This window comes from Bartonella callosciuri (genome assembly GCF_014203215.1).
GTDB classification, from domain to species: domain Bacteria; phylum Pseudomonadota; class Alphaproteobacteria; order Rhizobiales; family Rhizobiaceae; genus Bartonella; species Bartonella callosciuri.
On record NZ_JACHIM010000002.1, the window covers coordinates 223,720 to 249,307 of the forward strand.

The 25,588-nt window shown below is 38.7% G+C and carries 20 protein-coding genes and 1 pseudogene; 14 read left to right on the top strand and 7 right to left on the bottom strand.

All coding sequences use genetic code 11. From position 1 onward, the window contains the following. Nucleotides 1-16 precede the first annotated feature (16 nt). On the top strand, nt 17-1,021 hold the full coding sequence (gene ubiA, locus HNQ69_RS02870; protein ID WP_183228572.1) for a 4-hydroxybenzoate octaprenyltransferase: 1,005 nt from the start codon (nt 17-19) through the stop codon (nt 1,019-1,021). 591 nt (nt 1,022-1,612) lie between these two features. Here the strand turns inward: ubiA and pdxH are convergent. Then, entirely contained in the window at nt 1,613-2,236 is a 624-nt protein-coding gene (gene pdxH / locus HNQ69_RS02875; RefSeq protein ID WP_183228573.1) for a pyridoxamine 5'-phosphate oxidase, read from the bottom strand. A gap of 325 nt (nt 2,237-2,561) precedes the next feature. Here pdxH and HNQ69_RS02880 point away from each other — a divergent pair, with 325 nt between their 5' ends. The 8 genes and pseudogenes from HNQ69_RS02880 to HNQ69_RS02915 all read left to right on the top strand — a co-directional run bounded on the left by HNQ69_RS02880 (nt 2,562) and on the right by HNQ69_RS02915 (nt 11,158). Further along, nucleotides 2,562-3,464 (top strand): DnaJ C-terminal domain-containing protein, encoded by a 903-nt coding sequence (locus HNQ69_RS02880; RefSeq protein ID WP_183228574.1) that lies wholly within the window; start codon nt 2,562-2,564, stop codon nt 3,462-3,464. A gap of 127 nt (nt 3,465-3,591) precedes the next feature. Then, nucleotides 3,592-4,410 (top strand): enoyl-ACP reductase FabI, encoded by an 819-nt coding sequence (fabI, locus tag HNQ69_RS02885; RefSeq protein ID WP_183228575.1) that lies wholly within the window; start codon nt 3,592-3,594, stop codon nt 4,408-4,410. A gap of 145 nt (nt 4,411-4,555) precedes the next feature. Beyond that, nucleotides 4,556-5,644, top strand: a complete 1,089-nt coding sequence (gene aroC / locus HNQ69_RS02890; protein ID WP_183228576.1) for a chorismate synthase — start codon at nt 4,556-4,558, stop codon at nt 5,642-5,644. A gap of 15 nt (nt 5,645-5,659) precedes the next feature. After that, nucleotides 5,660-6,766, top strand: coding sequence for a 3,4-dihydroxy-2-butanone-4-phosphate synthase (gene ribB / locus HNQ69_RS02895; protein WP_183228577.1), 1,107 nt, complete (start codon nt 5,660-5,662; stop codon nt 6,764-6,766). A gap of 7 nt (nt 6,767-6,773) precedes the next feature. Next, the gene (locus HNQ69_RS02900) at nt 6,774-7,028 is read left to right on the top strand and encodes an exodeoxyribonuclease VII small subunit (RefSeq protein ID WP_183228578.1); all 255 of its coding nucleotides are present in this window, start codon (nt 6,774-6,776) and stop codon (nt 7,026-7,028) included. Between the two features lie 219 nt (nt 7,029-7,247). After that, a complete protein-coding gene (gene dxs / locus HNQ69_RS02905; protein WP_183228579.1) occupies nt 7,248-9,164 on the top strand; it encodes a 1-deoxy-D-xylulose-5-phosphate synthase in 1,917 nt (638 codons plus the stop codon). A 7-nt stretch (nt 9,165-9,171) separates the two neighbouring features. Next, nucleotides 9,172-9,912, top strand: a pseudogene (locus HNQ69_RS02910) (TlyA family RNA methyltransferase). Further along, complete coding sequence (locus HNQ69_RS02915) at nt 9,905-11,158, top strand: class I SAM-dependent RNA methyltransferase (RefSeq protein WP_183228580.1); 1,254 nt, start codon at nt 9,905-9,907, stop codon at nt 11,156-11,158. The pseudogene HNQ69_RS02910 and the gene HNQ69_RS02915 overlap by 8 nt, the downstream one beginning before the upstream one ends. A 327-nt stretch (nt 11,159-11,485) precedes the next feature. On the opposite strand, the gene tldD is transcribed toward HNQ69_RS02915, so the two are convergent. Both tldD and HNQ69_RS02925 read right to left on the bottom strand, forming a co-directional pair. Next, complete coding sequence (gene tldD / locus HNQ69_RS02920; protein ID WP_183228581.1) at nt 11,486-12,907, bottom strand: metalloprotease TldD; 1,422 nt, start codon at nt 12,905-12,907, stop codon at nt 11,486-11,488. 109 nt (nt 12,908-13,016) lie between these two features. After that, nucleotides 13,017-13,556, bottom strand: a complete 540-nt coding sequence (locus HNQ69_RS02925) for an invasion associated locus B family protein (RefSeq protein ID WP_343056821.1) — start codon at nt 13,554-13,556, stop codon at nt 13,017-13,019. A 382-nt stretch (nt 13,557-13,938) separates the two neighbouring features. Between HNQ69_RS02925 and cyoE the strand changes: the two genes are divergently transcribed. The 4 genes from cyoE (at nt 13,939) to rnhA (ending at nt 17,552) form a co-directional block, all read left to right on the top strand. Next, nucleotides 13,939-14,856 carry a heme o synthase gene (gene cyoE, locus HNQ69_RS02930; protein ID WP_183228584.1) on the top strand — a complete coding sequence of 306 codons (918 nt, stop codon included), beginning with the start codon at nt 13,939-13,941 and terminating at the stop codon, nt 14,854-14,856. A gap of 207 nt (nt 14,857-15,063) precedes the next feature. Continuing rightward, nucleotides 15,064-16,095, top strand: coding sequence for a 4-hydroxy-3-methylbut-2-enyl diphosphate reductase (gene ispH, locus HNQ69_RS02935; protein WP_183228585.1), 1,032 nt, complete (start codon nt 15,064-15,066; stop codon nt 16,093-16,095). 24 nt (nt 16,096-16,119) lie between these two features. Beyond that, nucleotides 16,120-17,079, top strand: coding sequence for a homoserine kinase (locus HNQ69_RS02940; RefSeq protein ID WP_183228586.1), 960 nt, complete (start codon nt 16,120-16,122; stop codon nt 17,077-17,079). 5 nt (nt 17,080-17,084) lie between these two features. Continuing rightward, a complete protein-coding gene (gene rnhA, locus HNQ69_RS02945; protein WP_183228587.1) occupies nt 17,085-17,552 on the top strand; it encodes a ribonuclease HI in 468 nt (155 codons plus the stop codon). Nucleotides 17,553-17,575: 23 nt separating this feature from the next. Here rnhA and HNQ69_RS02950 read toward each other — a convergent pair whose 3' ends face one another. After that, nucleotides 17,576-18,457 carry a protein-disulfide reductase DsbD domain-containing protein gene (locus tag HNQ69_RS02950; protein WP_183228588.1) on the bottom strand — a complete coding sequence of 294 codons (882 nt, stop codon included), beginning with the start codon at nt 18,455-18,457 and terminating at the stop codon, nt 17,576-17,578. A gap of 71 nt (nt 18,458-18,528) precedes the next feature. Here HNQ69_RS02950 and HNQ69_RS02955 point away from each other — a divergent pair, with 71 nt between their 5' ends. Continuing rightward, the gene (locus HNQ69_RS02955; protein ID WP_183228693.1) at nt 18,529-19,113 is read left to right on the top strand and encodes a YqgE/AlgH family protein; all 585 of its coding nucleotides are present in this window, start codon (nt 18,529-18,531) and stop codon (nt 19,111-19,113) included. A 57-nt stretch (nt 19,114-19,170) separates the two neighbouring features. Here the strand turns inward: HNQ69_RS02955 and HNQ69_RS02960 are convergent, their stop codons facing one another. The 3 genes from HNQ69_RS02960 to thrC all read right to left on the bottom strand — a co-directional run bounded on the left by HNQ69_RS02960 (nt 19,171) and on the right by thrC (nt 25,272). Next, nucleotides 19,171-22,062, bottom strand: coding sequence for an EAL domain-containing protein (locus tag HNQ69_RS02960; RefSeq protein WP_183228589.1), 2,892 nt, complete (start codon nt 22,060-22,062; stop codon nt 19,171-19,173). Nucleotides 22,063-22,516: 454 nt separating this feature from the next. Then, on the bottom strand, nt 22,517-23,791 hold the full coding sequence (locus HNQ69_RS02965) for a M16 family metallopeptidase (protein ID WP_183228590.1): 1,275 nt from the start codon (nt 23,789-23,791) through the stop codon (nt 22,517-22,519). Nucleotides 23,792-23,874: 83 nt separating this feature from the next. Next, nucleotides 23,875-25,272 carry a threonine synthase gene (gene thrC / locus HNQ69_RS02970; RefSeq protein ID WP_183228591.1) on the bottom strand — a complete coding sequence of 466 codons (1,398 nt, stop codon included), beginning with the start codon at nt 25,270-25,272 and terminating at the stop codon, nt 23,875-23,877. Nucleotides 25,273-25,588 lie beyond the last annotated feature (316 nt).

The window sequence follows — 25,588 nt, forward strand, 5'->3', positions numbered from 1 at the left end:
AAAGTGAAACCACTTGATGAAAAAGAATAAAAATAGTGCACATATTCAATCCTGTGAAAGGCAGGGAAGGGTTGTGGATGCATCTTCCAAACAATGGGTCTACCGGTTTCTTCCCCCTTCTTTGTGGTTTTATGCTCAATTGGCACGTTGGGACCGACCTATCGGATGGCAATTGTTGATGTGGCCTTGTTTCTGGTCAACAACAATGGCTTTTCTTTCTTACGAAATGGACCAATTGCCTCTTTTATCAACGTTATTCCATTGGCTCTGGTATCTCTTTCTTTTTCTTCTAGGTTCTATAGCTATGCGAGGTGCAGGGTGCACTTGGAACGATCTTATTGACCATAAAATTGATTCTCAGGTGGAGAGAACACGTTCTCGTCCATTGCCAACAGGCCATGTAAGTCGGTTTCAAGCAAAGGTTTTTATATTAGTGCAATGCTTGGTTGGTTTAGGCGTTTTATCGCAATTTAATAAATACAGTTTTTTTCTAGGTATTTCGTCATTGGTAGCAGTTGCCCTCTATCCTTTTATGAAACGGGTAACATATTGGCCACAGTTTTTTTTAGGTATTGCATTTAATTGGGGAGCATTAATGGGATGGGCAGTTGTGTATGGAAGTCTGAGTTGGGCACCGATTTTGCTTTATGGAGGATCTATTTTGTGGACCATCGGATATGATACAATTTACGCACATCAAGATAAAGAGGATGACGCTACAGTTGGCGTAGGTTCTACAGCGCTTCTCTTTGGTAAAGGCACCAAGCGAGCTTTAGTATTTTTATATAGTGGTTTTGTGGTGTTTGTCAGCTCAGCATTTTATTTGGCAAAGGTTCCTATGCTTAGTTTTTTTGGGATTCTAGTCGCAAGTATCCATATGTTTATACAAATTAAAGTCATTGATATAGATGACAGTTCACAATGCCTAAAGCTTTTCAAATCGAATTCGTTTATTGGTCTTGTGGTTTTTGCTGGTTTGGTATGTGGCGGTGTATGGATGATAGTTTATCCTACTGTTTAACAAAAAGTTAAAAATAAAATCATGTGTTATGTATGTGATCCTGAAAGGGCCATGTGCTGTGTGATTTTGGAAAAGAAGAAAATAAAAGCCTAAGGATGCTTTTATTGAATTTAAAACTTTTCTTCCTTTGCAACTTTTATAGTCCGTTTGCATTTTACGTTTAAGCTTTTTTATTTCGGCTTTAGAGCTTTTTCTCATGCAAAGTTGCAGGCGTGCCGAACTTTACCTATTTCTAGGATAAGCTGAAAAAGATTTTCGTTAGAACATTTAACTCAACAACTTTTTCTTTAATTTAAATTGCTTACATATATTTACGTCACGATGATCAAAATACGTAAGGTCATTTTATCGTGTTACGCTCTATTTTAACATTGCTTATCAACTTATTGGGTTTCTGTTAAATAAAGTTTTTCTTTTATGAGCTTGTGACTGTAACCTTTTTAAAGCGGTACAGCAGGCAAAAGATTGCTATCAATCAAGTTTCACAGTGAAGATGTAATTCTCTCATTTAAAGGGGAATCAATGAGTTATTTTTAGTTTTGGAAAGAGTTTTTTAATCATCATAAAGATGCAATCTTCATGCTTAAAAGATTAGGGATAAAGTTTTTGCTTTTGCCAATTACTCTGTTCAACGGAGTCGCGTGTAAAGAGCAGACGGTCATGTAAACGAAACGGGCGATCACGCCAGAATTCGATAGAAAGGGGTTTAACGCGAAAACCGGACCAATAAGGTGGGCGTGGGATATTGCCTAGTGCATAACGTGTAGTATATTCAGCAATTGCCTTTTCGAGGGCAAAACGATTTTCCAGTGGTTGAGACTGTTTAGATGCCCATGCACCAATTTGACTACCGCGTGGTCGTGATTGGAAATACGCATCTGCTTCTTGAGCACTAACTTTTTCAACTATTCCGCGGATTCTAACTTGGCGGTGAAGCGATTTCCAATGAAAACCTAAGGATGCTTTCATTGATTTTAAAATTTCTTGTCCTTTGCGGCTTTCATAATTGGTATAAAAGACGAAACCTTGAGAACTATAATCCTTGAGAAGAACCATACGAACATTAGGCAAGCCTGTTTCATCAACTGTTGCTAATGCCATAGCATTAGGATCGTTTATTTCACTCACTGCTGCTTCTTCAAGCCACTTTGCGAAAAGCTCAAAAGGTTTTTGCATTTGCATAAAATCATTGTCGGTTTGTCGTTTATTGCTCATAGTATCTCCGAGGATCAGTGAGTATGAGTGGGAAGCTCTTTATTTACTTTGCTATCAAGAAATAAAGCGTTGTTTTTTCTTATTTCAAAAAGCTAACGTCATCATATCTCTCAATTTATGGTATTTTAATCATCTTTGTTTTTAGAATAGAATGCAATGCGCTATTATTAAATAAAATATCTCTTTTATCTGGTATTTTAATTTCTTTATAGACATATAAAGAAAGGAAAGGTCATTCTTTAGAAGAGATTGATGGGGCTTTCAGGAATATTGGATGACATATCAGTTGATATTTTGAAAACAAAAAAATTGAAAAGAGGGCAATATGCGTGATCCGTACGCAATTCTGGGTGTGGCACGTACCGCAAAACCGCAAGAGATTAAATCGGCATTTAGAAGATTAGCAAAGAAGTATCATCCAGATCACAATATGGATGATACAAAGGCTAAAGAGAAGTTTTCTGAAATTAATCAAGCTTATGAAATTATAGGTGATAAAGACAAAAGGGCACAATTTGACCGTGGTGAAATTGATATGGAAGGAAAACCACTTTATCAAGCCTATGGTGCGGGTGAAAATTTTAGCAATAGTCGCAATCCTTTTTCAGGAAGAGCGAAGGGATTTGATTTTGGTTCTTCAGGTGGTGCCGGCTTTGATGCAAGCGATATTTTTCGTGATCTGTTTGGGAGAGGAGGGGGCTTTTCAAATTCTACGCGGTTTAATCAACCTCAACAAGGGACGCATGTTCGTGCCAATCTTTCTATTACATTAGAGCAGATGGTTGGTGCAGAAAAGGTGGAAGCTATTTTTCCTAATGGAAAAAAGTTACAAATTAAGCTTCCAGATTATGTTGAAGATGGTCAAATCATTCGTTTAAAAGGCCAAGGAGAAGAGGTGGCTTATGGACAGGCAGGAGATGCGTTGGTCACCATTCAGATTCAAAAACATCCTCGTTTTCGGGTTGAAGGAAGGGCGCTTCATCTTGATCTACCTGTTTCCCTTAAACATGCTGTTCTAGGAGCAAAAGAAGAAGTTGAGACTTTAGAAGGGCGTGTGGTTTTAACTATTCCCGCTTGGTCAAGTTCTGATCGTGTTTTGCGATTGAAGGGAAAAGGACTTCGTTTAAAAAATGGCAAACGAGATGATCTTTATGTACATATCCGTATTATGTTGCCAGAAGATAGACCTGCGGGATTAGAGCAATTTTTGCAAATGCAAAAAAGTTAACTTTTGTGTGATATAAAATAAAAGCGTAGTTTTTGTTTGACTTTAAACCAATTGCTTGAAGAAAAAGTTGACCTATGCCATAGGCAGGTAAATAATATTCATTTCAAGTAACAATGGGGCAGTGCTCATGGCTAAGGGTAATAGTTTATTGTACGGCAAGCGTGGTTTAATTTTGGGGCTGGCCAATAATCGGTCTATCGCTTGGGGGATAGCTAAAGCAGCGAGTAGTGCAGGAGCAGAGCTTGCTTTTACCTATCAGGGTGAAGCGATGAAAAAGCGGGTTGAGCCTTTGGCTGAGGAAGTAAAAGGATTCGTTTGCGGTCATTGTGATGTTTCTGATAATGCATCTATTGATGCGGTTTTTAGAGCAATAGAGAAGAAATGGGGCAAACTCGATTTTTTAGTTCATGCTATTGGTTTTTCTAATAAAGACGAATTAAGCGGTCGTTATATTGATATTAGTGAATCGAATTTTATGATGACCATGAATATCTCCGTTTATTCCTTAACAGCTTTGGCGAAGCGTGCAGAGAAATTGATGTCGGATGGCGGTTCAATTTTAACACTGAGCTATTATGGTGCAGAAAAGGTTGTTCCCAATTATAATATGATGGGAGTTGCAAAAGCAGCTCTTGAAGCAAGCGTAAAATATCTTGCAGTGGATTTGGGGCCTAAAGATATTCGTGTTAATGCGATATCTGCTGGACCAATCAAAACGTTAGCCGCTTCTGGTATTGGTGATTTCCGTTATATTTTAAAATGGAATGAGTATAATGCCCCTTTACGTCGTACAGTAACAATTGAAGAAGTGGGTGATTCTGCTCTTTATTTTCTTTCAGATTTGTCTCGTTCTGTTACAGGAGAAGTGCATCATGTGGATTCAGGTTATAATATCATAGGCATGAAAGCGGTTGATGCGCCAGATATTTCCGTCGTTAAAGAATAAAGTTTGTTTTATAAAGCTTATATTCAACCACGGTGATTTGACCGATTTTAAAACAGCCAATGATATTTTGGGATAGAGGCTGTCTCTACACAACTCAACAGAGTCTGTGGTTGCCTATATTTGACGGAGAAACGGATCATTTTTCATGTCGCATAATACATTTGGTCATTTGTTTCGTGTAACAACATGGGGTGAAAGCCATGGGCAAGCTCTTGGCTGCGTTATTGATGGTTGTCCTCCGGGGATTGTTTTTACTCTTGCAGACGTTCAAACTTATCTTGATAAGCGTAGACCAGGACAATCTCGATATACAACACAGCGTAAAGAGTTGGATCAAGTAGAGGTCCTTTCAGGGATTATTGTTCGTGATGATGGGACAACATTGGTGACAACGGGAACACCAATTTCTCTCTTGATTCGAAATATGGATCAACGTTCTAAGGATTATGGTTCCATTGCCCATCAGTATCGTCCTGGTCATGCAGATTATACTTATGATGTTAAATATGGCATCCGTGATTTTCGAGGTGGTGGACGTGCTTCAGCGCGTGAAACGGCAGCACGGGTTGCGGCAGGCGCTGTTGCTCGTCGGATTGTTCCTGGTTTGATTGTACGGGGCGCTGTTATAGCAATTGGTCCCCATACGATTAACCGCGATCGTTGGAACTGGTCAGAGGTTGATAATAATCCTTTTTTTACGCCTGATGCACAGATGGTACAGGTTTTTAGTGATTATATCGATAAAGTCCGTAAAGATGGCTCATCTGTTGGTGCTGTTGTCGAGATTGTCGCAGAAAATGTCCCGGTAGGTTTAGGAGCACCTATTTATGCAAAGCTTGATCAGGATATTGCATCATTACTCATGTCGATTAATGCAGTGAAGGGTGTCGAAATAGGTGATGGTTTTGCAGCAGCCCGCCTAACAGGAGAAGAAAATACAGATGAAATGCGAATGGGAAGTGATGGAAAACCCCTCTTTTTATCCAATCACGCAGGCGGTATTTTAGGCGGAATATCGAGTGGGCAGCCAATAGTCGCACGTTTTGCTGTAAAGCCTACTTCATCAATTTTAACACCTCGTCGTTCGATTGATGTTGATGGGAATGATGTAAACGTTGTAACGAAAGGACGTCATGATCCCTGTGTTGGGATTCGTGCTGTTCCTGTTGGTGAGGCGATGGTCGCTTGTGCCATTGCTGATCATTATCTAAGGCATCGTGGTCAGGTTGGGTAATTCGAAAGGTGGGTAATGGCGTACGACGAAAAAAAAATTGTTTCTGTACTTCGTGCTTTTGAACGCGGTGAGATTATTGTGGTTACCGATGATGATGACCGTGAAAATGAAGGTGATTTAATTGTTGCTGCTGTACATTGTACCGAAGAAAAGATGGCATTTATCATTCGTCATACAACGGGTATTGTTTGTGCTCCTATGGCAAAGGAAGAAGCTGAGCGATTTCATCTTGTTCCTATGGTGTCAGATAATAACTCCGCGCATCGTACCCAATTTACTGTTACTGTTGATTTTAAACATGGAACAACAACGGGGATTTCAGCGCACGATCGTACATTAGCAGTGCGTAATCTTGCGAATTCAAATGCTGGTCCGAACGATTTTATTCGTCCAGGACATATTTTTCCTTTGATTGCGAATGAAGGGGGAGTCCTTATGCGTTCAGGCCATACGGAGGCAGCTGTTGATTTATGTAAATTGGTTGGTTTACCGCCAGTTGGTGTTATCGGTGAGTTGGTCAATGATGATGGGACCGTTAAACACGGAGATGAAATTACAAAGTTTGCACGAGATCATCAATTGCATAGAATAACGGTTGCAGATTTGATTGCTTATCGCCAACGTAGAGAAATCCTGATCAGGTGTGTTGGAGAAATGCCTCTTGAAACTTCGGTAGGATCAACTTTTGTTAAAAGTTATCAACTTCCTTGGGAAGCTGTGCAGCATATTGCAATCATTTTTGGTGATATTTCTGATGGTGAGAATATTCCTGTATGTTTGCATCATGAAAATATTTTGAGTGGTATTTTTGAGCAATCTTCAGATGTTACACTTATCATGCAGCGTATGATGGAAAAAGAAAAACGTGGTGTGTTTGTTTATTTGCGTGAAGAGTCTGTTGGTATACAATCAGCTATAGGCACTCAGGAGATGGTGAGAGAAGGTTTAGAAAATCATGTGCAGGCAATTAAACGCGAAGAAGAATGGCGTCAAATTGGTTTAGGATCACAAATTTTGAGACATTTGGGAATTCGTTCTGTTATTGTGTATGCTCCTAAGGAGCATTATTGTGTAGGTTTAGAGAGTTTCGGGATTCGTATATCCAGAACAGATACTTTGTGAGGATAACATGAAACAAGAAATAAAAAAGGAAGATATTCCCACGTTAAGTTTTGAAGAAGCACTTAAGCAGCTTGAAGTAATTGTCGAGAATCTAGAACGCGGCGATGTTCCTTTAGAACAGTCAATTGATATTTATGAGCGTGGTGAAGCTCTAAAAAAACACTGTGAAAAACTCTTGAAAGTAGCTGAAGCTAAAGTTGAAAAAATTCAGCTTTCAGAGGGAGGTTCTCCAGTAGGTGTAGAGCCTCTTGATTCTGAATAATATTGCATAATTGGGGGGTATTTATTGCAAGAGGAGATGCGGTAATTTAAGGGAACGCTTTTATCGGTTTCTTTTGTGTGAAATAGATGAGGAAAATTATAAAGCATCACCAATAGAAAGCATTTTTCAGTAAAAAAATGAAAATTATAAATGGAAGATGGAAGGAGGCATATTCTTACCATTTCATTTTCTTGATGAGATAATATTAAGGAGTTTTTTTTGTCTGGGACATTGACGCCATTACTTGACCGTATTTGTTTACCACGAGATTTACGGGCATTGCCTGAGTCTGATTTGGTAAGGTTAGCTGATGAATTGCGGGCGGAAACAATTGATGCAGTTTCCGTAACGGGTGGTCATCTTGGAGCGGGGCTTGGTGTCGTTGAGCTTACTGTTGCGTTGCATTATGTTTTTAATACACCTGAAGATAGGATTATTTGGGATGTTGGTCATCAAGCTTATCCGCATAAAATTTTAACAGGGCGTAGAGATAGAATTCGCACATTGCGTCAAGAAGGCGGATTATCAGGTTTTACGAAGCGTTCAGAAAGTGTATATGATCCATTTGGTGCAGGTCATTCTTCTACTTCTATTTCAGCTGGCCTTGGCATGGCAGTGGCGAGTGTTTTGAAGGCAGAGGAAAGGCGGAACATCATTGCCGTCATTGGTGATGGTGCTATGTCTGCTGGTATGGCTTATGAAGCGATGAATAACGCTGGGGCTTTGGATGCGCGTTTGATTGTTATTCTTAATGATAACGATATGTCTATTGCACCGCCTACAGGTGCTATGAGTGCCCATCTTGCACGATTGGTTTCCCGTCCTGCTTACCGCAGTTTGCGTGAACGGGTAAAGGCACTCGGTAAAAAATTGCCTAAATTCTTTTTAGATAAGGCACGTCGTTCAGAGGAATTTGCACGTGGTTTTTTGGTTGGGGGAACCTTATTTGAGGAACTTGGCTTTTACTATGTTGGACCAATAGATGGCCATAATTTAAGGCATTTATTGCCTGTTTTAAAAAATGTTCGCGAATATCCTAGTGGTCCTGTTTTGGTGCATGTGGTTACGCATAAAGGCAAGGGTTATGCGCCTGCGGAAGCATCATCTGATAAATATCATGGGGTTAATCGTTTTGATATTATAACAGGTAAACAGGTTAAAGTGCAAAGCAATGCTCTTCCTTATACGAAGGTATTTTCTAAGGCTTTAATAGAGGAAGCGACGCATGATGATAAGATTGTGGGTATAACGGCGGCAATGCCAACTGGAACAGGCCTTGATTTTTTCGGGGAAAAATTTCCTGAAAGAATGTTTGACGTTGGTATTGCTGAGCAGCATGCAGTGACTTTTGCGGCAGGGCTTGCTTGTGAAGGGTACAAACCTTTTGTCGCAATTTATTCCACCTTTTTACAGCGTGCTTATGATCAGATTATTCATGATGTGTCGATTCAAAAATTACCCGTGCGTTTTGCGGTTGATCGAGCAGGTTTTGTGGGGGCAGATGGTGCAACACATGCTGGCAGTTTTGATATTGTTTTTTTGGCTACTCTTCCTGAATTTGTTGTTATGGCGCCTTCTGATGAAGTCGAACTGATGCATATGGTCCGTACTGCTGCAGCTTATGATCAGGGGCCAATTTCTTTTCGTTATCCGCGTGGTGAAGGTATTGGCATGGATTTACCGCAGCGCGGTGAGTTGCTTGAGATTGGAAAAGGGCGTGTTCTGCGTGAGGGAAACAGGATAGCTTTGGTTTGTTTTGGAACGCGGATGTCAGAAGTATTGGTGGCTGCTGATGAGCTGGTCGCAGAGGGGTTATCTACGACGGTGGCGGATGCTCGGTTTGCAAAGCCTTTGGATAAGGATTTGATACGTCGTTTAGCACGTGAGCATGAGGTCTTAGTGACAATTGAAGAAGGTGCCATAGGGGGATTTGGAGCACACTTACTACAATTTTTGGCGCAAGAAGGGCTTTTAGAATATGGTTTGAAAGCTCGGACATTAACATTTCCTGATGAATATTTAAACCATGGTTCACCAGAGAAAGTTCTTTCACGCATAGGGCTTGATGCAGTTGGTATTATCAACACGGTTTTTACTGCTTTGGGACGTGAGATTCGGACCGTACAGAAAATTTGAGTGTGAGATGGCTATTAGAAAAAGGCTTAATATTCTTTTAGTTGAAAAAAACTTTTTTACGACACGCTCATGGGCACGTGATGCGATTTTACGTCAAACGGTGAAGGTTAATGATGAGATCATTTTAAAAGCTGGGCAAATTATTTCTGATGATGCAGAAATTATCGTTTGCGATCCTGCACAGAAATATGTTTCACGTGCGGCGTTAAAATTGATCAGTGCACTTGATGCATTTCCAATTGTAACGGATAAAGTGACTGTTATTGATATCGGTGCATTAACAGGGAGGTACGCAAGTTTTGTTAGAACGTGGAGTAGCTCATGTTATTGCTGTTGAGGTTGGTCATCATCAATTGGATACACGTTTATCTAGTAATAGTGCGATAACCTTGTTAGAAGGCTTAAATGTTAGAGATTTGAAAGAAGAACATTTAGGTGGTCGGGAAATTGATCTCATTGTTTCAGATGCCAGTTTTATTTCTCTCAAATTGGCATTGCCTCCTGTTTTGTCTTTAGCGAAGAAGGGAGTCCAAGCTGTTTTATTGATAGGGCCTCAATTTGAGGTTGGTCGTAAGCATATTGGTAAGGGTAGGGTATTGAAGATTCATCAGTAGCGAAAGAAACTGCTGAAAGACTTTTTGATTGGCTGAATACGCAGAGTGAGTGGAATGCAAAAGGCCTGCTTCCTTCGCCTATTGCAGGTGCTGATTTGAAATATTTGTTATTTGGAGAAAACAAGAGTGAGTGACAATGTCATAATCGATCATATTGGAGCGAATGGCAATGGTGTCATCAAAACATCGCATGGCTTGGTTTATGTTCCTTTTACTTTACCAGGAGAGCGTGCCGAAATCATCGTTGATGGAAAATACGCTAAACTCATAGTATTAAAGGAAAAGTCACCAGAACGTATTGATGCCCTTTGTCAGCATTTTGGAGAATGTGGGGGGTGCACACTCCAACATTGGCATGCTGGTGCTTATCGCATATGGAAAAGACAACTGGTTGTTGATGCACTGAAAGAATATGGGCTTGATATTGTTGTTTCACCTTTAATTGAATGTAAGCCCTATAGCCGTCGGCGAATTACTTTAACGGCAGCCATGACACCGCAAGGCTATAGAGTTGGTTTTAACCGCCATGTTGCTCATGATATTGTAGCTCTTGAGGAATGTCCAGTAAGCCGTTCAGAGATTATATCGAAACTCGATGATATTAGGATGCTATGTGCTTTTCTAAGTAATCATGTAAAACGGTTTCATATTACGATAACACACGTTGAAAATGGTTTAGATGTTGCTTTAAGCGGTTGTGTTATAGGCGATGAATCACTTCGTCAGAAAATGATCTGTGCAGCCCTTTCATGTGGGATTACACGATTGTCTGTAGAAGGTGAAATTTTAGTTGAACAAGAAAAACCATTGATTTACTTCGGAGATGTCTGTGTTGAATTTCCGGCTGGTGGATTTCTCCAAACGACGTCTGAAGCAGAAAATATCATGGGTGATATTATTTTGACTCATTTAAAAAAAGCAAAGAATGCTGCTGATTTGTTTTCAGGAGTGGGAACATTTACGTTGCGTATGGCAAAAAAGGTAAATGTTCATGCGGTCGAAAATGATGAGGGTGCATTAGCAAACTTAGATTCAGCAGCACGTTTTGCGACTGGTTTAAAAACAGTAACCTGTGAAAAACGTGATCTTTTTCGCCGTCCACTTTCTGCGAAGGAACTTGAGCGTTTTGAGTGTGTTGTTTTTGATCCTCCACGCGCTGGTGCACAAGAACAAGTACGTGAATTGGCGAAGACAACAATCCCACGCGTGATAGCTATTTCCTGCAATCCTGTTACGTTTGCTCGTGATTTATCTCTTCTTGTTGCAGGGGGGTATACGGTAGAACAAATCATACCGATTGATCAATTCTTATGGTCACCACATGTTGAAGTTATTGCTGTTTTAAGCAAGCGCAAAATAAAGGTAGGTTGGAAGTTTTAGTCGCAATTGAAAAGATCTTTTGAATTCCATTGAAATTCTTCAATCAAATTGATTTTATTATTCATAAAATAATCAACCATTTGATTAATAACAATACTTTATTTCGTTTTAGCTTGAGTTAGAGCACTGAGTACAATAAAATTTTCTTGTTTTATTTTCCTTATTATTGGAACATAAAAACACCTATTTGACTCTTATAAGAGAAAGTGGCGTTATAGATAAAAACCATTTGAAAAAGGATGAATATCTATCCTTTATGAATCCTCTTAATGCAAAAAGTATATGACAACATTGGGAGTTGGTAAATATAACGTTGCCACTAGCTTATTACGTCATAAGCACTGTTCCACCAATTGTCATATTATTGATTCGCAAATGGGGTTGTCCAACACCAACAGGGACGTTTTGTCCAGCTTTTCCGCACATTCCTATACCATTATCAAGTTTGCTATCATTGCCAATCATTGTGATACGTTTCATAGCATCAGGTCCATTTCCAATAAGGGTTGCACCTTTGATTGGCGCTACAATTTTGCCATTTTCTACTCTGTAAGCTTCGGTACATTCAAAAACGAATTTTCCAGAAGTAATATCAACTTGTCCTCCGCCAAATGAAACAGCATAGATACCGTTTTTTAATGAAGATAGAATTTCTTCAGGCGTTTTGTCTCCTCCTAGCATGAGCGTATTGGTCATTCTTGGCATTGGCGCATGTGCATAGGATTCACGCCGTCCATTTCCGGTTGGCTTAACCCCCATAAGTCGTGCATTCAACCTGTCTTGCATAAAACCAACGAGCTTTCCATCTTCAATAAGAACGTTATATCCTGATGGAGTCCCTTCATCATCAATGGTGAGTGAACCACGGCACTGGGGAATTGTACCATCATCAACAACGGTTACACCTTTTGCAGCAACTTGTTGGCCCAAAAGTCCAGAAAAAGCAGATGTTTTTTTGCGGTTAAAATCCCCTTCTAAACCATGGCCTACTGCTTCATGAAGCATAACGCCGGGCCATCCATTGGCTAAAACAACATCAAATGTTCCTGCTGGTGCTGATTCTGCTTCTAAATTTATGAGAGCCATACGCAAGGCTTCATCAGCAGCTTTTTTCCAATTTTCTTCACTAATGAATTGGCTAAATGTTTGCCGTCCACCACAACCATAGAAGCCATTTTCACGCCGATCTCCCTCAGCTGCAACGACAGAGAGAGAAAGTCGTACAAGAGGACGAATATCACGAATCAGATGCCCGTCTGCGCGTAAAATTTCAACATGCTGTAGTGAACCGGAAAGAGAAACCGTCACTTGATGCAATTTATCATTTTTTGCACGTAAATAGGCATCAATTTTTTGTAAAAGTGCACTTTTTTCTTCAAATGACGGAGTATTAAGAGGGTTATGGGGTTGATAAAGCCTTTTGTTTGTTTTTTGAGGTGGTGCACTATAAGGTCCTGCATGATTATTATAGGTTACAGCTTTCGCTGCTTTACTAGCACGCTTGAGTGCAGCAGCTGATAATTCACTAGAATGTGCATATCCGGTAGCCTCTCCAGCAACAACGCGCAGACCGAAACCTATATCTTGGTGAAATGAACCATTTTTAAGTTGTCCATTATCAAATACAAGCGTTTCGCTTTCTGTATACTCAAGGTAAAGTTCGCCATCATCAGCATGATGAAGGGTTTCTTGTACAAGTGATTGCACTTTAGATGAAGCAATATCAAAATGGTCAATCAGCGATTTCATAATAGTGATCCTATTTTCATGAGTCCTTAGAAGATTTCTAGTTGCTAAATTTAAGAAGCGGCGAAGTGTGCACTATAAGGGTTTAATTATTTAATGTGCGTAAATTTTATTATGTTGGTAAGGTTGCATAAGCATCACTAAGACCATGAAGATCAATACGGCTTCCCACTCCTTGCTCGGGAGTTGTAAAAATGAAATAGGTTGCTGTTTTACCTTTTAAAAAGACTTGTAGGATATCTTCTTTAAGAATGGCTTCAGCAACGCAGTTATCACCGAGACAGCGACGGTATTCGACTTTTCCTATATTTTGATCGTCAATTTTAAGTCCAACACCAGGACGCAACTCAACGCGGATTGGAACAAAAACACGCATCAAAGCGCCTTGATTTTGAGGGAGTTTATAAAATGTAACACGCAAGGTAATATCATGGCGATTTTGTGTGTGGACATTTTGTACAACTTCACATTGTAGATTAGGTGTACCCAGTGGAAGAGAACAAACTTTTGTCCATGCACCATAGGTTTGGGGGGAAGGGACATTTTGTGCGTTGGACGTTTGTGCAAAAGCATGGTTTGTCGAAGCGTTATAGAGTGTGTAAATAACAGCACCAACAAAGAAAGTTTTTTTTAGTAATTTATAAAATATCACAGAAAATCCTAACCATCTCAGCATTACGCTTTTACGCATAGCTTTGCATAAAAATAAACTCTTAAATTAAATATAACACAAAACCATTATGGTCCCAAACATATTAATCCATATGCACAAATAAAAAAGGAGACAAACAATCTGTCATAGAAGACAAAGTCTTTAGTGTTGTTTTATGAGTTTAGTATGAGGTATTTTTATGGTACATTTGGTGTTGAAAAATGTATTTTTGTTGCAAGTATCTCTGTCTGTTTTTAGGGGATACATATAAGAGGGATCTCCTACTATATTCTCAAAAATACTATGATGTTAATTAGTCATTCTTATATGCTAGATAGTATTTATTTGTCGATGATGAAAGTAGAAAGGGTATTTGAACGGAATGTCTGTTTCAGGAGAATTAACGGCTGCAAGGGATAAACCAATTCTGCCAAAATCCAGTATTGGTGATTATATCACTTTATTAAAGCCACGCGTTATGTCACTTGTTGTATTTACAGCTCTAGTTGGATTGGTGATATCGCCCGTTCGTATGAATCTATTTTATGGTTTTTTAGCAATTTTTTGTATTGCTATAGGTGGTGGTGGTGCAGGGGCACTGAATATGTGGTATGATGCTGATATTGATGCAGTGATGGAACGTACCAAAAATCGTCCTATTCCTACCGGTAAAATCAGTCCCAGAAAGGCATTTGTTTTTGGTATGGTCCTTTCTATGCTGTCAGTGTTGATTATGGGCAGCTTCATTAATTGGTTTGCAGCATTTCTGCTTGCGTTCACAATCTTCTTTTATATCGTTGTCTATACAATTTGGTTAAAGCGTAGAACGCCACAAAATATTGTTATTGGCGGTGCATCTGGGGCCTTCCCACCTATGATTGGATGGGCTGCGGCAACGGGGACAGTGAACATTGAGAGCTTTTTATTATTTTTAATCATTTTTATGTGGACACCACCACATTTTTGGTCTCTTTCTTTGTTTTCATCTCTTGATTATGATGCGGCAGATATTCCTATGATGCCTAATGTGCGAGGTGAACGGTCAACAAAAAAACAGATTTTAGTTTATTCTATTATTATGGCGATATGTGCTACGGGACCTTATATTACCGGTTTTGCTCAGATTACTTATGGTATTTTTTCAACAATTTTAAGCATTACCTTCATTTATTTTGCTTATCGGCTTTGGAAAACTGATACGCACGAGAAAACTATTCTACGAGCAAAGAAAACGTTTTTCTTTTCATTATTTTATTTGTTTGCTATATTCGCAGTTCTTTTGATTGAAGCTCTGGTTTGATTTTTATCATCTTTTAATCTTGTTAAATAAGGAGTAAAAATTAAAGGGTTTTTCATTAAAAAAACGCACTAACAGCATACCATCAATACAATGCTTTTGTATATTATATACAAACTAATGTTTTCAATCTTTCTTTTACGCACTTGTACAGGTTTATAGGGGTAGAGTGGGTATCTGGTCCAAGTTTTAGAGATGAAAGGATAGGTTATGTGTATACTCCCTTCTTTAACAATGCGCCTTTGCAGTCCACGTGGATTTTGCGCGGGGGTTGATCGTGCGATTCAAATTGTTATTCTTGCGTTAAAAAAATATGGGGCTCCAGTCTATGTTCGTCATGAAATTGTCCACAACCGTTATGTAGTTGAGGGGTTACAGCAGCGTGGTGCTATTTTTGTTGAAGAGCTTTATGAGATTCCAGAAGAGTATCGTAGTCAACCTGTTGTGTTTTCTGCTCATGGGGTACCAAAATCAGTACCAGAAGAGGCGCGTCAATATAATCTGTTATATCTCGATGCAACATGTCCTTTGGTTTCTAAGGTTCATAAACAAGCGATAAGACATCAACGTCATGGTCGCCATGTCATATTGATTGGTCATGCTGGTCACCCAGAGGTAATAGGAACAATGGGACAGCTTGAAAAAGGAGCTGTTACATTAGTTGAAACAGTAAAGGACGCTTTATATTATCAACCAGATGATCCTAAAAAATTAGGATTTGTCACGCAAACAACACTTTCTATCGAAGATACGGCAGAAATTATTGAGGTGTTGCAACAGCGTTTTCCTGCGTTAGAAGCACCAGCTGCTGAATCAATTTGTTATGCCACCACGAATCGACAAGATGCTGTTAAGGCTGCAGCATTAGGGAGCGATCTATTTTTAATTGTCGGTGCACCAAATTCTTCTAATTCACGACGTTTGGTAGAGGTTGCTCAGAGAGCTGGTGCGCGACAGGCTATTTTAGTGCAAGGCGTTCATGAAATTGATTTCGATCAGCTTGGAGTTCTTTCTGTCGTGAGTCTCTCAGCTGGGGCATCTGCCCCTGAAGTTATTGTTAATGAAATTATTACAGCTTTTCGTAAGCGTTATGACGTTAAAATAGAATTAACTGAAACTGCAGTAGAAACGGAGACATTTTTAGTGAATCGCGAATTGCGCGATGTCATTTTAACCCCTAAAGATATGGCTTTCGTTAATGGTCAGGTTGAGACGTTAACAAATGAAAATGATGATAGATAAAAGACTGAAAACGAAAGCAAAATAATGGCAGTTTACACTGATATTCATCGCAATGATTTGGAAGCATTTTTGACGCGTTATTCAATCGGTTTACTTTTATCTTATCAAGGGATAGCAGAAGGAATTGAGAATTCCAATTTTATGCTTTATACAACAGAAGGGAAGTTTATTTTAACGCTTTATGAGAAGCGTGTTTCAAAAGATGATTTGCCTTTTTTTTGTAGTCTTATGCAACACTTGGGGCAGCGTGGAATTCCTTGCCCTCAACCGATAGTTCAAAATGATGGGACAATGATTGGTGAATTAGCAGGACGTCCGGCTGCTATTATTACTTTTTTGGAAGGGGTGTGGGTCCATCATCCCAATGTATGTCATTGTGGCGAAGTAGGGTCTAGCTTAGCGCAATTGCATTTAGCAGGACAAGATTTTTCACTTAGTCGTAGAAATACTCTTTCTATCGTGGATTGGAAACTATTATGGAAAAGTTGCCAAACGGGAGGAGATACGTTGCTTAAAGAGTTTGGGCAAAAAATTAATACCGAGTTGGCTTTTTTAGAAGAAAATTGGCCGTTGAATTTGCCAACGGGTATTATTCATGCTGATTTGTTTAATGATAATGTATTTTTTTTAAACCATCATCTTTCTGGCATTATAGATTTCTATTTTGCTTGTAATGATTTTTTAGCTTATGATTTGGCAATCTGTCTGAATGCTTGGTGTTTTGAATATGATCATTCCTATAATCTTACCAAAGCACGTAGGCTATTGGAAAATTATCAAAAAATGAGGCCATTGGTGCCTTTAGAATTGGACGCGATTCCCCTGTTAGTGCGTGGGGCGGCTTTGCGTTTTTTACTCACACGTCTTTATGATTGGTTTCATACGCCGTCTGCTAGTTTTGTCGTGAAGAAAGATCCATGGGAATACTGGTACAAGCTTTGTTTCTTCAGTGATGCGCCGTCGCTGCGTGAATTAGGTTTTTAAATTTTATGTTAAATCAGCAGAAAGTCGTTGAAATTTATACAGATGGTGCATGTTCAGGGAATCCTGGCGTTGGAGGTTGGGGAGCAATTTTACGCTGGAATGGCCATGAACGTGAGCTTTATGGTGGAGAAGCGCACACGACCAACAATCAAATGGAATTGACAGCAGCGATTTGTGCATTGAAGGCACTTAAAGAATCCTGCTCGGTCGATCTTTATACGGACTCAATTTATGTACGCAATGGTATTTCTATGTGGCTTGAAGAGTGGAAGAAGAATAATTGGCGTACTGTATCAAAAAAGCCTGTGAAAAATAGAGAGTTATGGCAAGCTCTTGAAAACGCCTGTTCTCGTCATACTATTAGATGGCACTGGGTAAAAGGGCATGCTGGTCATCCGATCAATGAGCGTGCAGATGCACTTGCAAGGAAAGCAATTACAGAATATCGCGAAAATGAATATTTTTTAAAATAGTCTTTTTTGCAAGATTTTCTTTTTTATCGCTCAGTAGGAACAGTATTGGGTTGCGTGTGGAGTATGAATGTTCCGCTTAAAGCATGACCTTTAAAAGAAATTGTATAAAAAATTGTGTAGTTTTCTTCATCAGGTATGAAATAAAGTGGAGCACTAAAGAGTGTATATTCTGCGTTATGACTTATTTTTTTTGCTGGTCCAATTTGCATTTCTCCTCCATCTAAAAAGAGAGAGGAAGGTATGATTTTGTTGTTATTCTGTATTTTGATGAAGAGGGTGTTTGTTTCTTTTTTAGCACTTATTTTAAAGTCATGATGCGTTGTATCGGGTAGAGCAGCTTGGGCATCTTTTAATAAAGAATCAGGAAGATGTTTATTGTGTGGAGCAGATGGTGAAAAATTAAAGTTAACGGTGAATGGGAGGCAGATCTCATTACATAATCCAAGAGTTAAAGTACCACTTAAATTTTTGTTTGAACCGGAAATCTTGAAGGGTAAGACTACTTTATCTTTATAGCCTAGTGACCAGTCATTTTCTGTTTCATAAAGCTGTGGTGCGGGGTAAAATATTTCATAAGAAACCTGTTGGTTGAAGTTAAAAAATGGTGCCATACCTGAATTACCTGGATTACGCCAATAGGTTTTCCATCCTGGTTTAAGAACAATTTCAATAATACCATCTCTTATTCTAGAAAGAGAGGGCTCGGTAATCGCTAATCTGATACGGCCACCCTCTGAGTTATACCAGGATGTTGCAAGAAGATATGCGTTTTGTTTTGTTTGGGCGCTGATAGAGGGGGCGGGTAATCCTAAAAATATGAATGTTAAGATTAAAGTAACTAAAAGTTTTTTATAAAGGGAAATGACGGTATTTTGTAAACTTGTAAATATTTGAAGTTTTTTCATTGGATTTTTATTTTCCTGTTGTACTAACTAAAGTGAACTTTATCATGTAAATTATGGAGAATAACAGATTGATGAAGCAGTGTAATGGCTTTTTGAGTGGGCAGTTGCTCATAGCAATGCCAGGGATGAATGACAAACGCTTTATTCGTTCTGTTGTTTATATTTGCGCGCATTCTGATGCTGGTGCCATGGGGATTATTCTCAATCAATTGCACCATATTGATTTTCCAGAGCTTTTGCTGCATCTTGGCGTCATAAAGAGTGGTCAAAAAAAATATCTTTCTGAACCAATAAAGAAGTTTCCCGTACGCTATGGTGGACCTGTTGATCCTTCACGTGGTTTCGTGCTGCATTCTGATGATTATACCTGTGAAGAAACTGTTTCTATTGCAGATAAGATCTGTTTTACTGCGACGATTGATATATTAAAAGCAATCAGTTGTGAACGAGGCCCACAACATGCGTTGATAGCATTAGGTTATGCTGGATGGAAAGCCGGACAGCTCGAAGCAGAAATCTCTACGAATGGTTGGCTTATTAGTTCTACATCACCTAGTTTTCTTTTTGAAAGCGATTTAAGTCGCAAATATGATGAAAGCTTGGTTCGCATGGGAATCAATCCGATCTATCTTGCTTCTGAAATGGGGCACGCGTAGAGTTTCAAATATTTTCCGAGTTTTTTATTTTACACAACGTCCTGTCCCTTGTTTTACCTATCCGTTATGTTTTTTTGTATAAGGAAAATGATTGTGAACGAGAGTGATTAATTCTTCGATGGCGATTGGTTTAGTGACAAGTGTACTTTGAACATATTGACAACCTTGTTGGCGTAGAAAGAGTGCTTCTTTTTCATTTTCAACGCCTTCTGCGATAATTTGCAAATTAAGGTCTGTTGCCATGTTGATGATGGATTTCAGAACAAGTTTTTTCTTGAGAGAATCGATTGAGACGAGTGAGCGATCTAATTTAACTATGTCGAAGGGATAACGGACAAGATAGGCAAGTGATGAATAACCTGTTCCAAAATTATCAAGTGCAAGATTCATTCCGAGTGTTTTAATTTGTTCAAGAAAGTGCGCTGATTGTTCAGGATTTTTTCGTAAGACAAATTCAGATATTTCTATCATCAAGCTCCCTTTGTTGAGGGGATGGCGAAGTAGGGTAGAGCGCAACTGACTTATGAAGCGAGGATGAATCATTTCTGTGCTTGGTAAATTGATTGAAATAAAGAAAGATTTTTGAGAAAATTTTTCTTGTACATTTGTAAGATCAATAACAGCATTATCGACAATAAATTGTGCCAAATCCATAACGATTTGTTCGTTTTCTACGACCTTGATAAAATCAGAGACATTTAAGTGTCCATAATTTGGATGATGCCATTCTACAATTGTTTCAAAACCAATAATGTGTCCATCTGATAAATTAAGAATAGGATGGTAGAGGATTTTTATTTCATTACGTTTTATAGCATAATGAATGTCTTTCCCCATTGTATTATGTTCAATGTTTAACGCGCGAAAATTGGGACGAAAAGGTTCAATATGGTTGCCACCCATTTGTTTTGCACGGATCATTGCAAGTTCGCTATCGTTTAAAATATCTTTAGCGGTCGATCTATTTTCACTCCATGTGACCAGCCCAATTGATGTTGAAAGCGTTATTTTTTTTTCTGTAAGCGAAATAGGTGCTGAGATTGTTTTGTGCAGATGATCTGCAAATGCTGCAATTTTCTGTGGTTCAGTTTCACTGAGCAAAATGATTGCAAAACGATCGGCAGAAAGGCGTGACAGGGTATCTTGAAAATTAATAAGACGGCTCAAACGGCGTGCTATGATGAGCAGTACGGTGTCACCAACAGCTATACCTAATTTGTGGTTAATTTGGTGGAAATTATCAAAATCAATCATAAAGACTGTTGGTCTAATTTTGATATTCGCTTTAGCTAAAGAGGTATAGTTTTGTAATCTGTCGAGGAAAATTTGTTGGTTAGGAAGTCCTGTTAAGCTGTCGTGAATTGCATCATACAATAAGCGTTCTTCGGCCTTTTTATGGTTGGTAATATTAACGATGGTTCCAATGACACGCGTAATTTTTCCCTCTTTTTGCATAGCCGGACGTGCACGAAGAGAAAACCAATGATAATAGCCTCCACCAGAAGACAATCGAAAAATTTGATCGATGCGTCCCTTTTTATTTTTAAGAATGATATCCAGTACGGCTTGAAAGCGCTCACGATCATCATGATGCAAGGCTGAAATCCAGTTGCGCATAGGACCATTGAGTTTATGGGTTCCAGGACCAAAAAGAGTTGTTATATCTGGCTGTATAAAAATGTGGTCACGTTCGACATTCCAGTCCCAAATAATATTTCCAGCTCCTTTTGCGGCAAGCACTTGTTGTTCAAGATCGGAAAATATCCCTTCATGGAAAGCATCATTGGAAAAAGTTTGTTGCATGACAGTAAAACTAATGAGAAGAACAATGAGCACTAATCCTCCTGCTAATGCTGGCTGGATAATATCATTGTTTAAATACCCTGCTATACAGGCATAGGCTCCAATACACCAGAAACTAATGAGCAACCATGTAGGGATAAGCATGATCGCACGGTCATAACTTCGGCTCGAAAAATAGCTGATTAAAACTATACCAAGCATAGCAGTGAGACCGAATGACAGACGAGCGATTCCAGCTGCCCTAGTTGGGTCGTAAATAGCAAATGCTCCCAAACTACAAAAAGCGATGATCCATGCAATTGCACCATAATTGAAATGATAATGCCAGCGGTTAAGACATAGATAGGTAAAAAGGAAAATGAAGAGTGTAGCGGCAAGCGCTACTTCTGTACCAGCACGCCAGATCGGTTGCGTTGTTAGAGTAATTGCAAAGAATTTATTCAAAAAGTTAAAATCGATGCCAATATAAAAGAGAACTGCCCAAGCGACAGCAGCCGTTGCAGGAAAGAGGCTTGTTCCACGAACGACGAAGAGAACAGTTAACAAGAGGGCTAAAAGACCTGATATCCCAAGAAGAATACCATGATAGAGCGTATAAGAATTGATTGCGTCCTTATAGGCTTCAGGTTGCCATAAATAAATTTGCGGTAGATTTGCAGAATTAAGCTCGGCAACAAATGTAACGACAGCACCAGGGTTAAGTGTAATACGAAAAATATCAGAATTGGTACTTGCTTGACGGTCGAGCGAAAAACCTTCACTCGGAGTGATTGATTGGATGCGCGCTGATCCAAGGTCTGGCCGAAGGAAGCCAGAATGAGCCATACGATAATGAGGGGCAACGATGAGACGATCAATTTGTTCATCTGTTGGGTTTGCAAGAGAAAATACAGCCCAGTTTCCAGAAAATTTTTCACTTTTTGCCTGCACTTCAATACGCCAAACAATACCATCTGGTCCTGGTGCTGTACTTATTTGAAAGATGGAGTTATTTGTATGATGAATTTCTATTGCTTTTGAAAGATCAAGAGCAGCATCTTGAGAAGAAATTTTAACGGGCTCAATTGCTTGTGCTGACGTAAAGTGGACAAAAGAACTGACAACTACAATAAAAATGATGTTAATGATTTTACGCAAACTTTTCACAATGTCCCACTCTCAGTATTTTAGGGTGTTTAATTTTAATTTAGATTTTCGAGAAAAAACAGCTACCCTTTATAATTTGTTTTATATAACAAGCGGTCATCATTTTTTTGAAAAGTTGTATGCTATTTATACAAAAATAGATCAGATATATATCTGCTTCAATGGAGCTTGAAACTGATAGAATCTTATATTTTTGTAGGATAAAGCTAAACCATGAACTTTCAGATTTCACAGAATATCCCTTTGCTTTTCAAATTCTATTTATCACATGAAATAAGAGTTGGATAGTTTTGTACACTTATTTTATAAGTATTTCCCAAACTTATGTAACCAGAAAAAAGTTTGTGGTAAATTTTATCATAAAAACTACACGTGCTATTATGTTTCTAAAGTTAAAAATAGTTTTTTACCTCTCTAATATGCACGAAAGCATTGGGAAAAGTTTTGTTTAATTTTACTTTATTTTGTAGGAAAGATTTGATGTTAAATCATCAAAATTCATGAGGGAGCCAATAGGTCCGACAGCGGCTAATGTTGGAGTAGAATTGATAAAAAGACGATGCGCTAAATCAGTTAATCTTGCGGGGGTAATAAGATCTAAGCGTTCAATTGTTTCAGAGATTGGAATTGGTCGACCATAAAGAAGCATTTGGCGGGCAATGAGATGCGCTTGACTAGATGGACTTTCCTGCGACATTGTAAGGTTTGCACGATATTGCGCTTGTGCTCGTTGAAGTTCATTGGGATGAATATTTTTGCTTGCCTTAGCAAGCTCATCAAGAATCACAGGAAGTAGTTCTTTTAGTCCTTTTTGTCCTGTAGCGGCATGAACACCAAAGAGCCCGGTATCTGAAAATCCCCAATGAAAAGCATAAATAGAATAACACAATCCACGCTTCTCTCTCACTTCTTGGAAGAGGCGTGATGACATGCCTCCGCCAAGAATAATTGAAAGCATTTGGGCAGCATAAAAGTCACGTGCATGATAAGGGCGCCCTTCGAAACCGAGAACAATTTGTGTATCCATTAAATCGCGATATTCACGAAAATCACCGCCGACATAATTTGCAAGATTGGTGAGGGGCACTGTTGAATGAGAACGAAAAGTGCCAAGACGGCTTTCAACCTCTTGCAGGAAGTTTTCGTGCTGGACAGCTCCTGCTGCAATTACGATCATACGGTCTGCACTATATTGTTTGTTCATGAAATTGTGAAGGTCAGCAGAGGTAAATGATTGAATTGTTTTGGGTGTTCCTAAAATGGAACGACCAAGAGACTGGTGACGAAAGGCTGTTTCCGTAAAGTGATCAAAAACAATATCATCAGGAACATCATGAGCGGCACCAATTTCCTGCAGAATTACTTTTTTTTCTCGTTCTAATTCCTCTTCATCAAATTTTGAAGACGTCAAAATATCGGCTAGAATGTCAATAGCAAGTGAGATATCATTTTTGAGTACGCGTGCAAAATAGGCGGTTGTTTCAGTACTAGTCGTGGCATTGATTTCACCACCAACATCTTCAATATCGGTTGCAATTTGAAATGCTGTACGGTTTTCTGTTCCTTTGAAAGCCATATGTTCAAGAAGATGGGCGATACCATGTTGTGTTAAGGTTTCATTGCGTGATCCAACTTTAACCCATATGCCAAGTGCTACACTGTCAATTTGTGACATTGTATGTGTGGCGATAGTCAAACCATTGCTAAGGCGACTGATATCTACAGTCATGTGTTTACGACTCCATTAAACAAGCCAAATACCTCATAATAGGGACATTGGAATATTCTTGATTTGAATTAATGCAGCTAACTTTAATAAGATGCATGCGATTTTAAAGAAATATAATCTTTTACTATTTTTTCATCATTAGCAAGACCTATAAAATGTTCTTCGCGTTCCATTAAACCGTCGAGACAAGATGTCCGCGGGGTATTAAGTCCACAGGCACTTTTGATAGCATCAGGAAATTTGGCAGGATGAGCAGTAGAAAGGACGATCATTGGAATATGTGGTTGTTTTTTTTCGCGAGCTACTTTAAGCGCAACAGCGGTATGTGGGTCAGCTAGATAGCCGCTTTCTTTGTAAACAGTTTCAATTGTTTTTGCTGTTTCATCCATGTTACTTTTCCCAGCAGAAAATAGAGAACGGATATTTTTAAGCTGCTTTTCGTTAAGGTCAAAACATCCTGATTTTTGCAAGTTTTCCATCGCATTGCGAATCCACAGTGAGTCGCGATCACTACTTTCAAAGAGTAAACGTTCGAAATTAGAAGAAATTTGAATATCCATCGAGGGTGATGTTGTATGGGTTATTGGCCGTATTTCATAAGTACCATTCGTTAATGTACGTGCGAGAATGTCATTATCATTTGTTGCAATGATGAGTTGGGCGATGGGTAATCCCATACGGGCAGCAACATAACCTGCAAAAATATCACCGAAATTTCCTGTAGGAACAGCAAATGAAACAGCTCTATCAGGAGCGCCTAAGCAAAGTGCGGATGAAAAATAATAAACAATTTGCGCCATAATACGCGCCCAGTTTATAGAATTAACTCCTGAAAGCGCTTTTTTTTGACGGAAATTATGGTCATTAAACATTGCTTTGACAAGTGCTTGGCAATCATCAAAATTTCCTTCAATGGCGATGGCATGAACATTTGTACTTTGATTTGTCGTCATTTGCCGTTGCTGAATAGGTGATATGCGTCCTTTAGGAAACAAAATAAAAACATCTAAATGTTCTTTTCCCGCAAAGGCTTGTATTGTAGCACCACCTGTATCACCCGATGTGGCAGCAATGATGGTTGCCTGTTTATTTTTTTTAGTGAGAATGTAATCCATCAGTCGAGAAAGAAACTGCATTGCGATATCTTTAAATGCCAAAGTAGGACCGTGAAAAAGCTCAAGAATAAATTCATCCGTTTCAGTTTGCCGCAGTGGACAGATTGCTGGATGATGAAAAGAGGCATATGATTCTGCAATCATATTTTCAAAAACGGTATATTCGATTTCATTATTCACAAAAGGCCAAAGAATTGTTTTAGCAATTGTCGTATAGGATTGTCCGCGAAGCTCTCGTAATGCATTGAATGATAATTGGGGAAATTTTTCTGGAAGATAAAGACCTCCATCACTAGCCAGACCAGTCATGATAGTTTCAGTAAAGCCTAAAACAGGAGCCTCACCTCTTGTGCTGATATATCGCATAAGCTTTTTCTTTCATTTATTTTTAATAAACCGATAAAATTGTATATTTCATGTTTTTAATAATATTAAACTTATTAAATGAATGAAAGTTTGTTTGCTTATTATTATAAATAATGAAAAAACAAAGGCATTAGTTTTTTTATTATTAAGCTATTGATATTAAATATATTCATATATGAAGGATTTATCGTGAATATTCGTTCGTTTATTTTATAATTTATACTCCTTTATTCAGCTACCTGAATATTGGCAAATAAGATAGAACATGGCATTTCAAGAAGACCATTTTTGCAGAAACGCGATTGCTTATAATTGT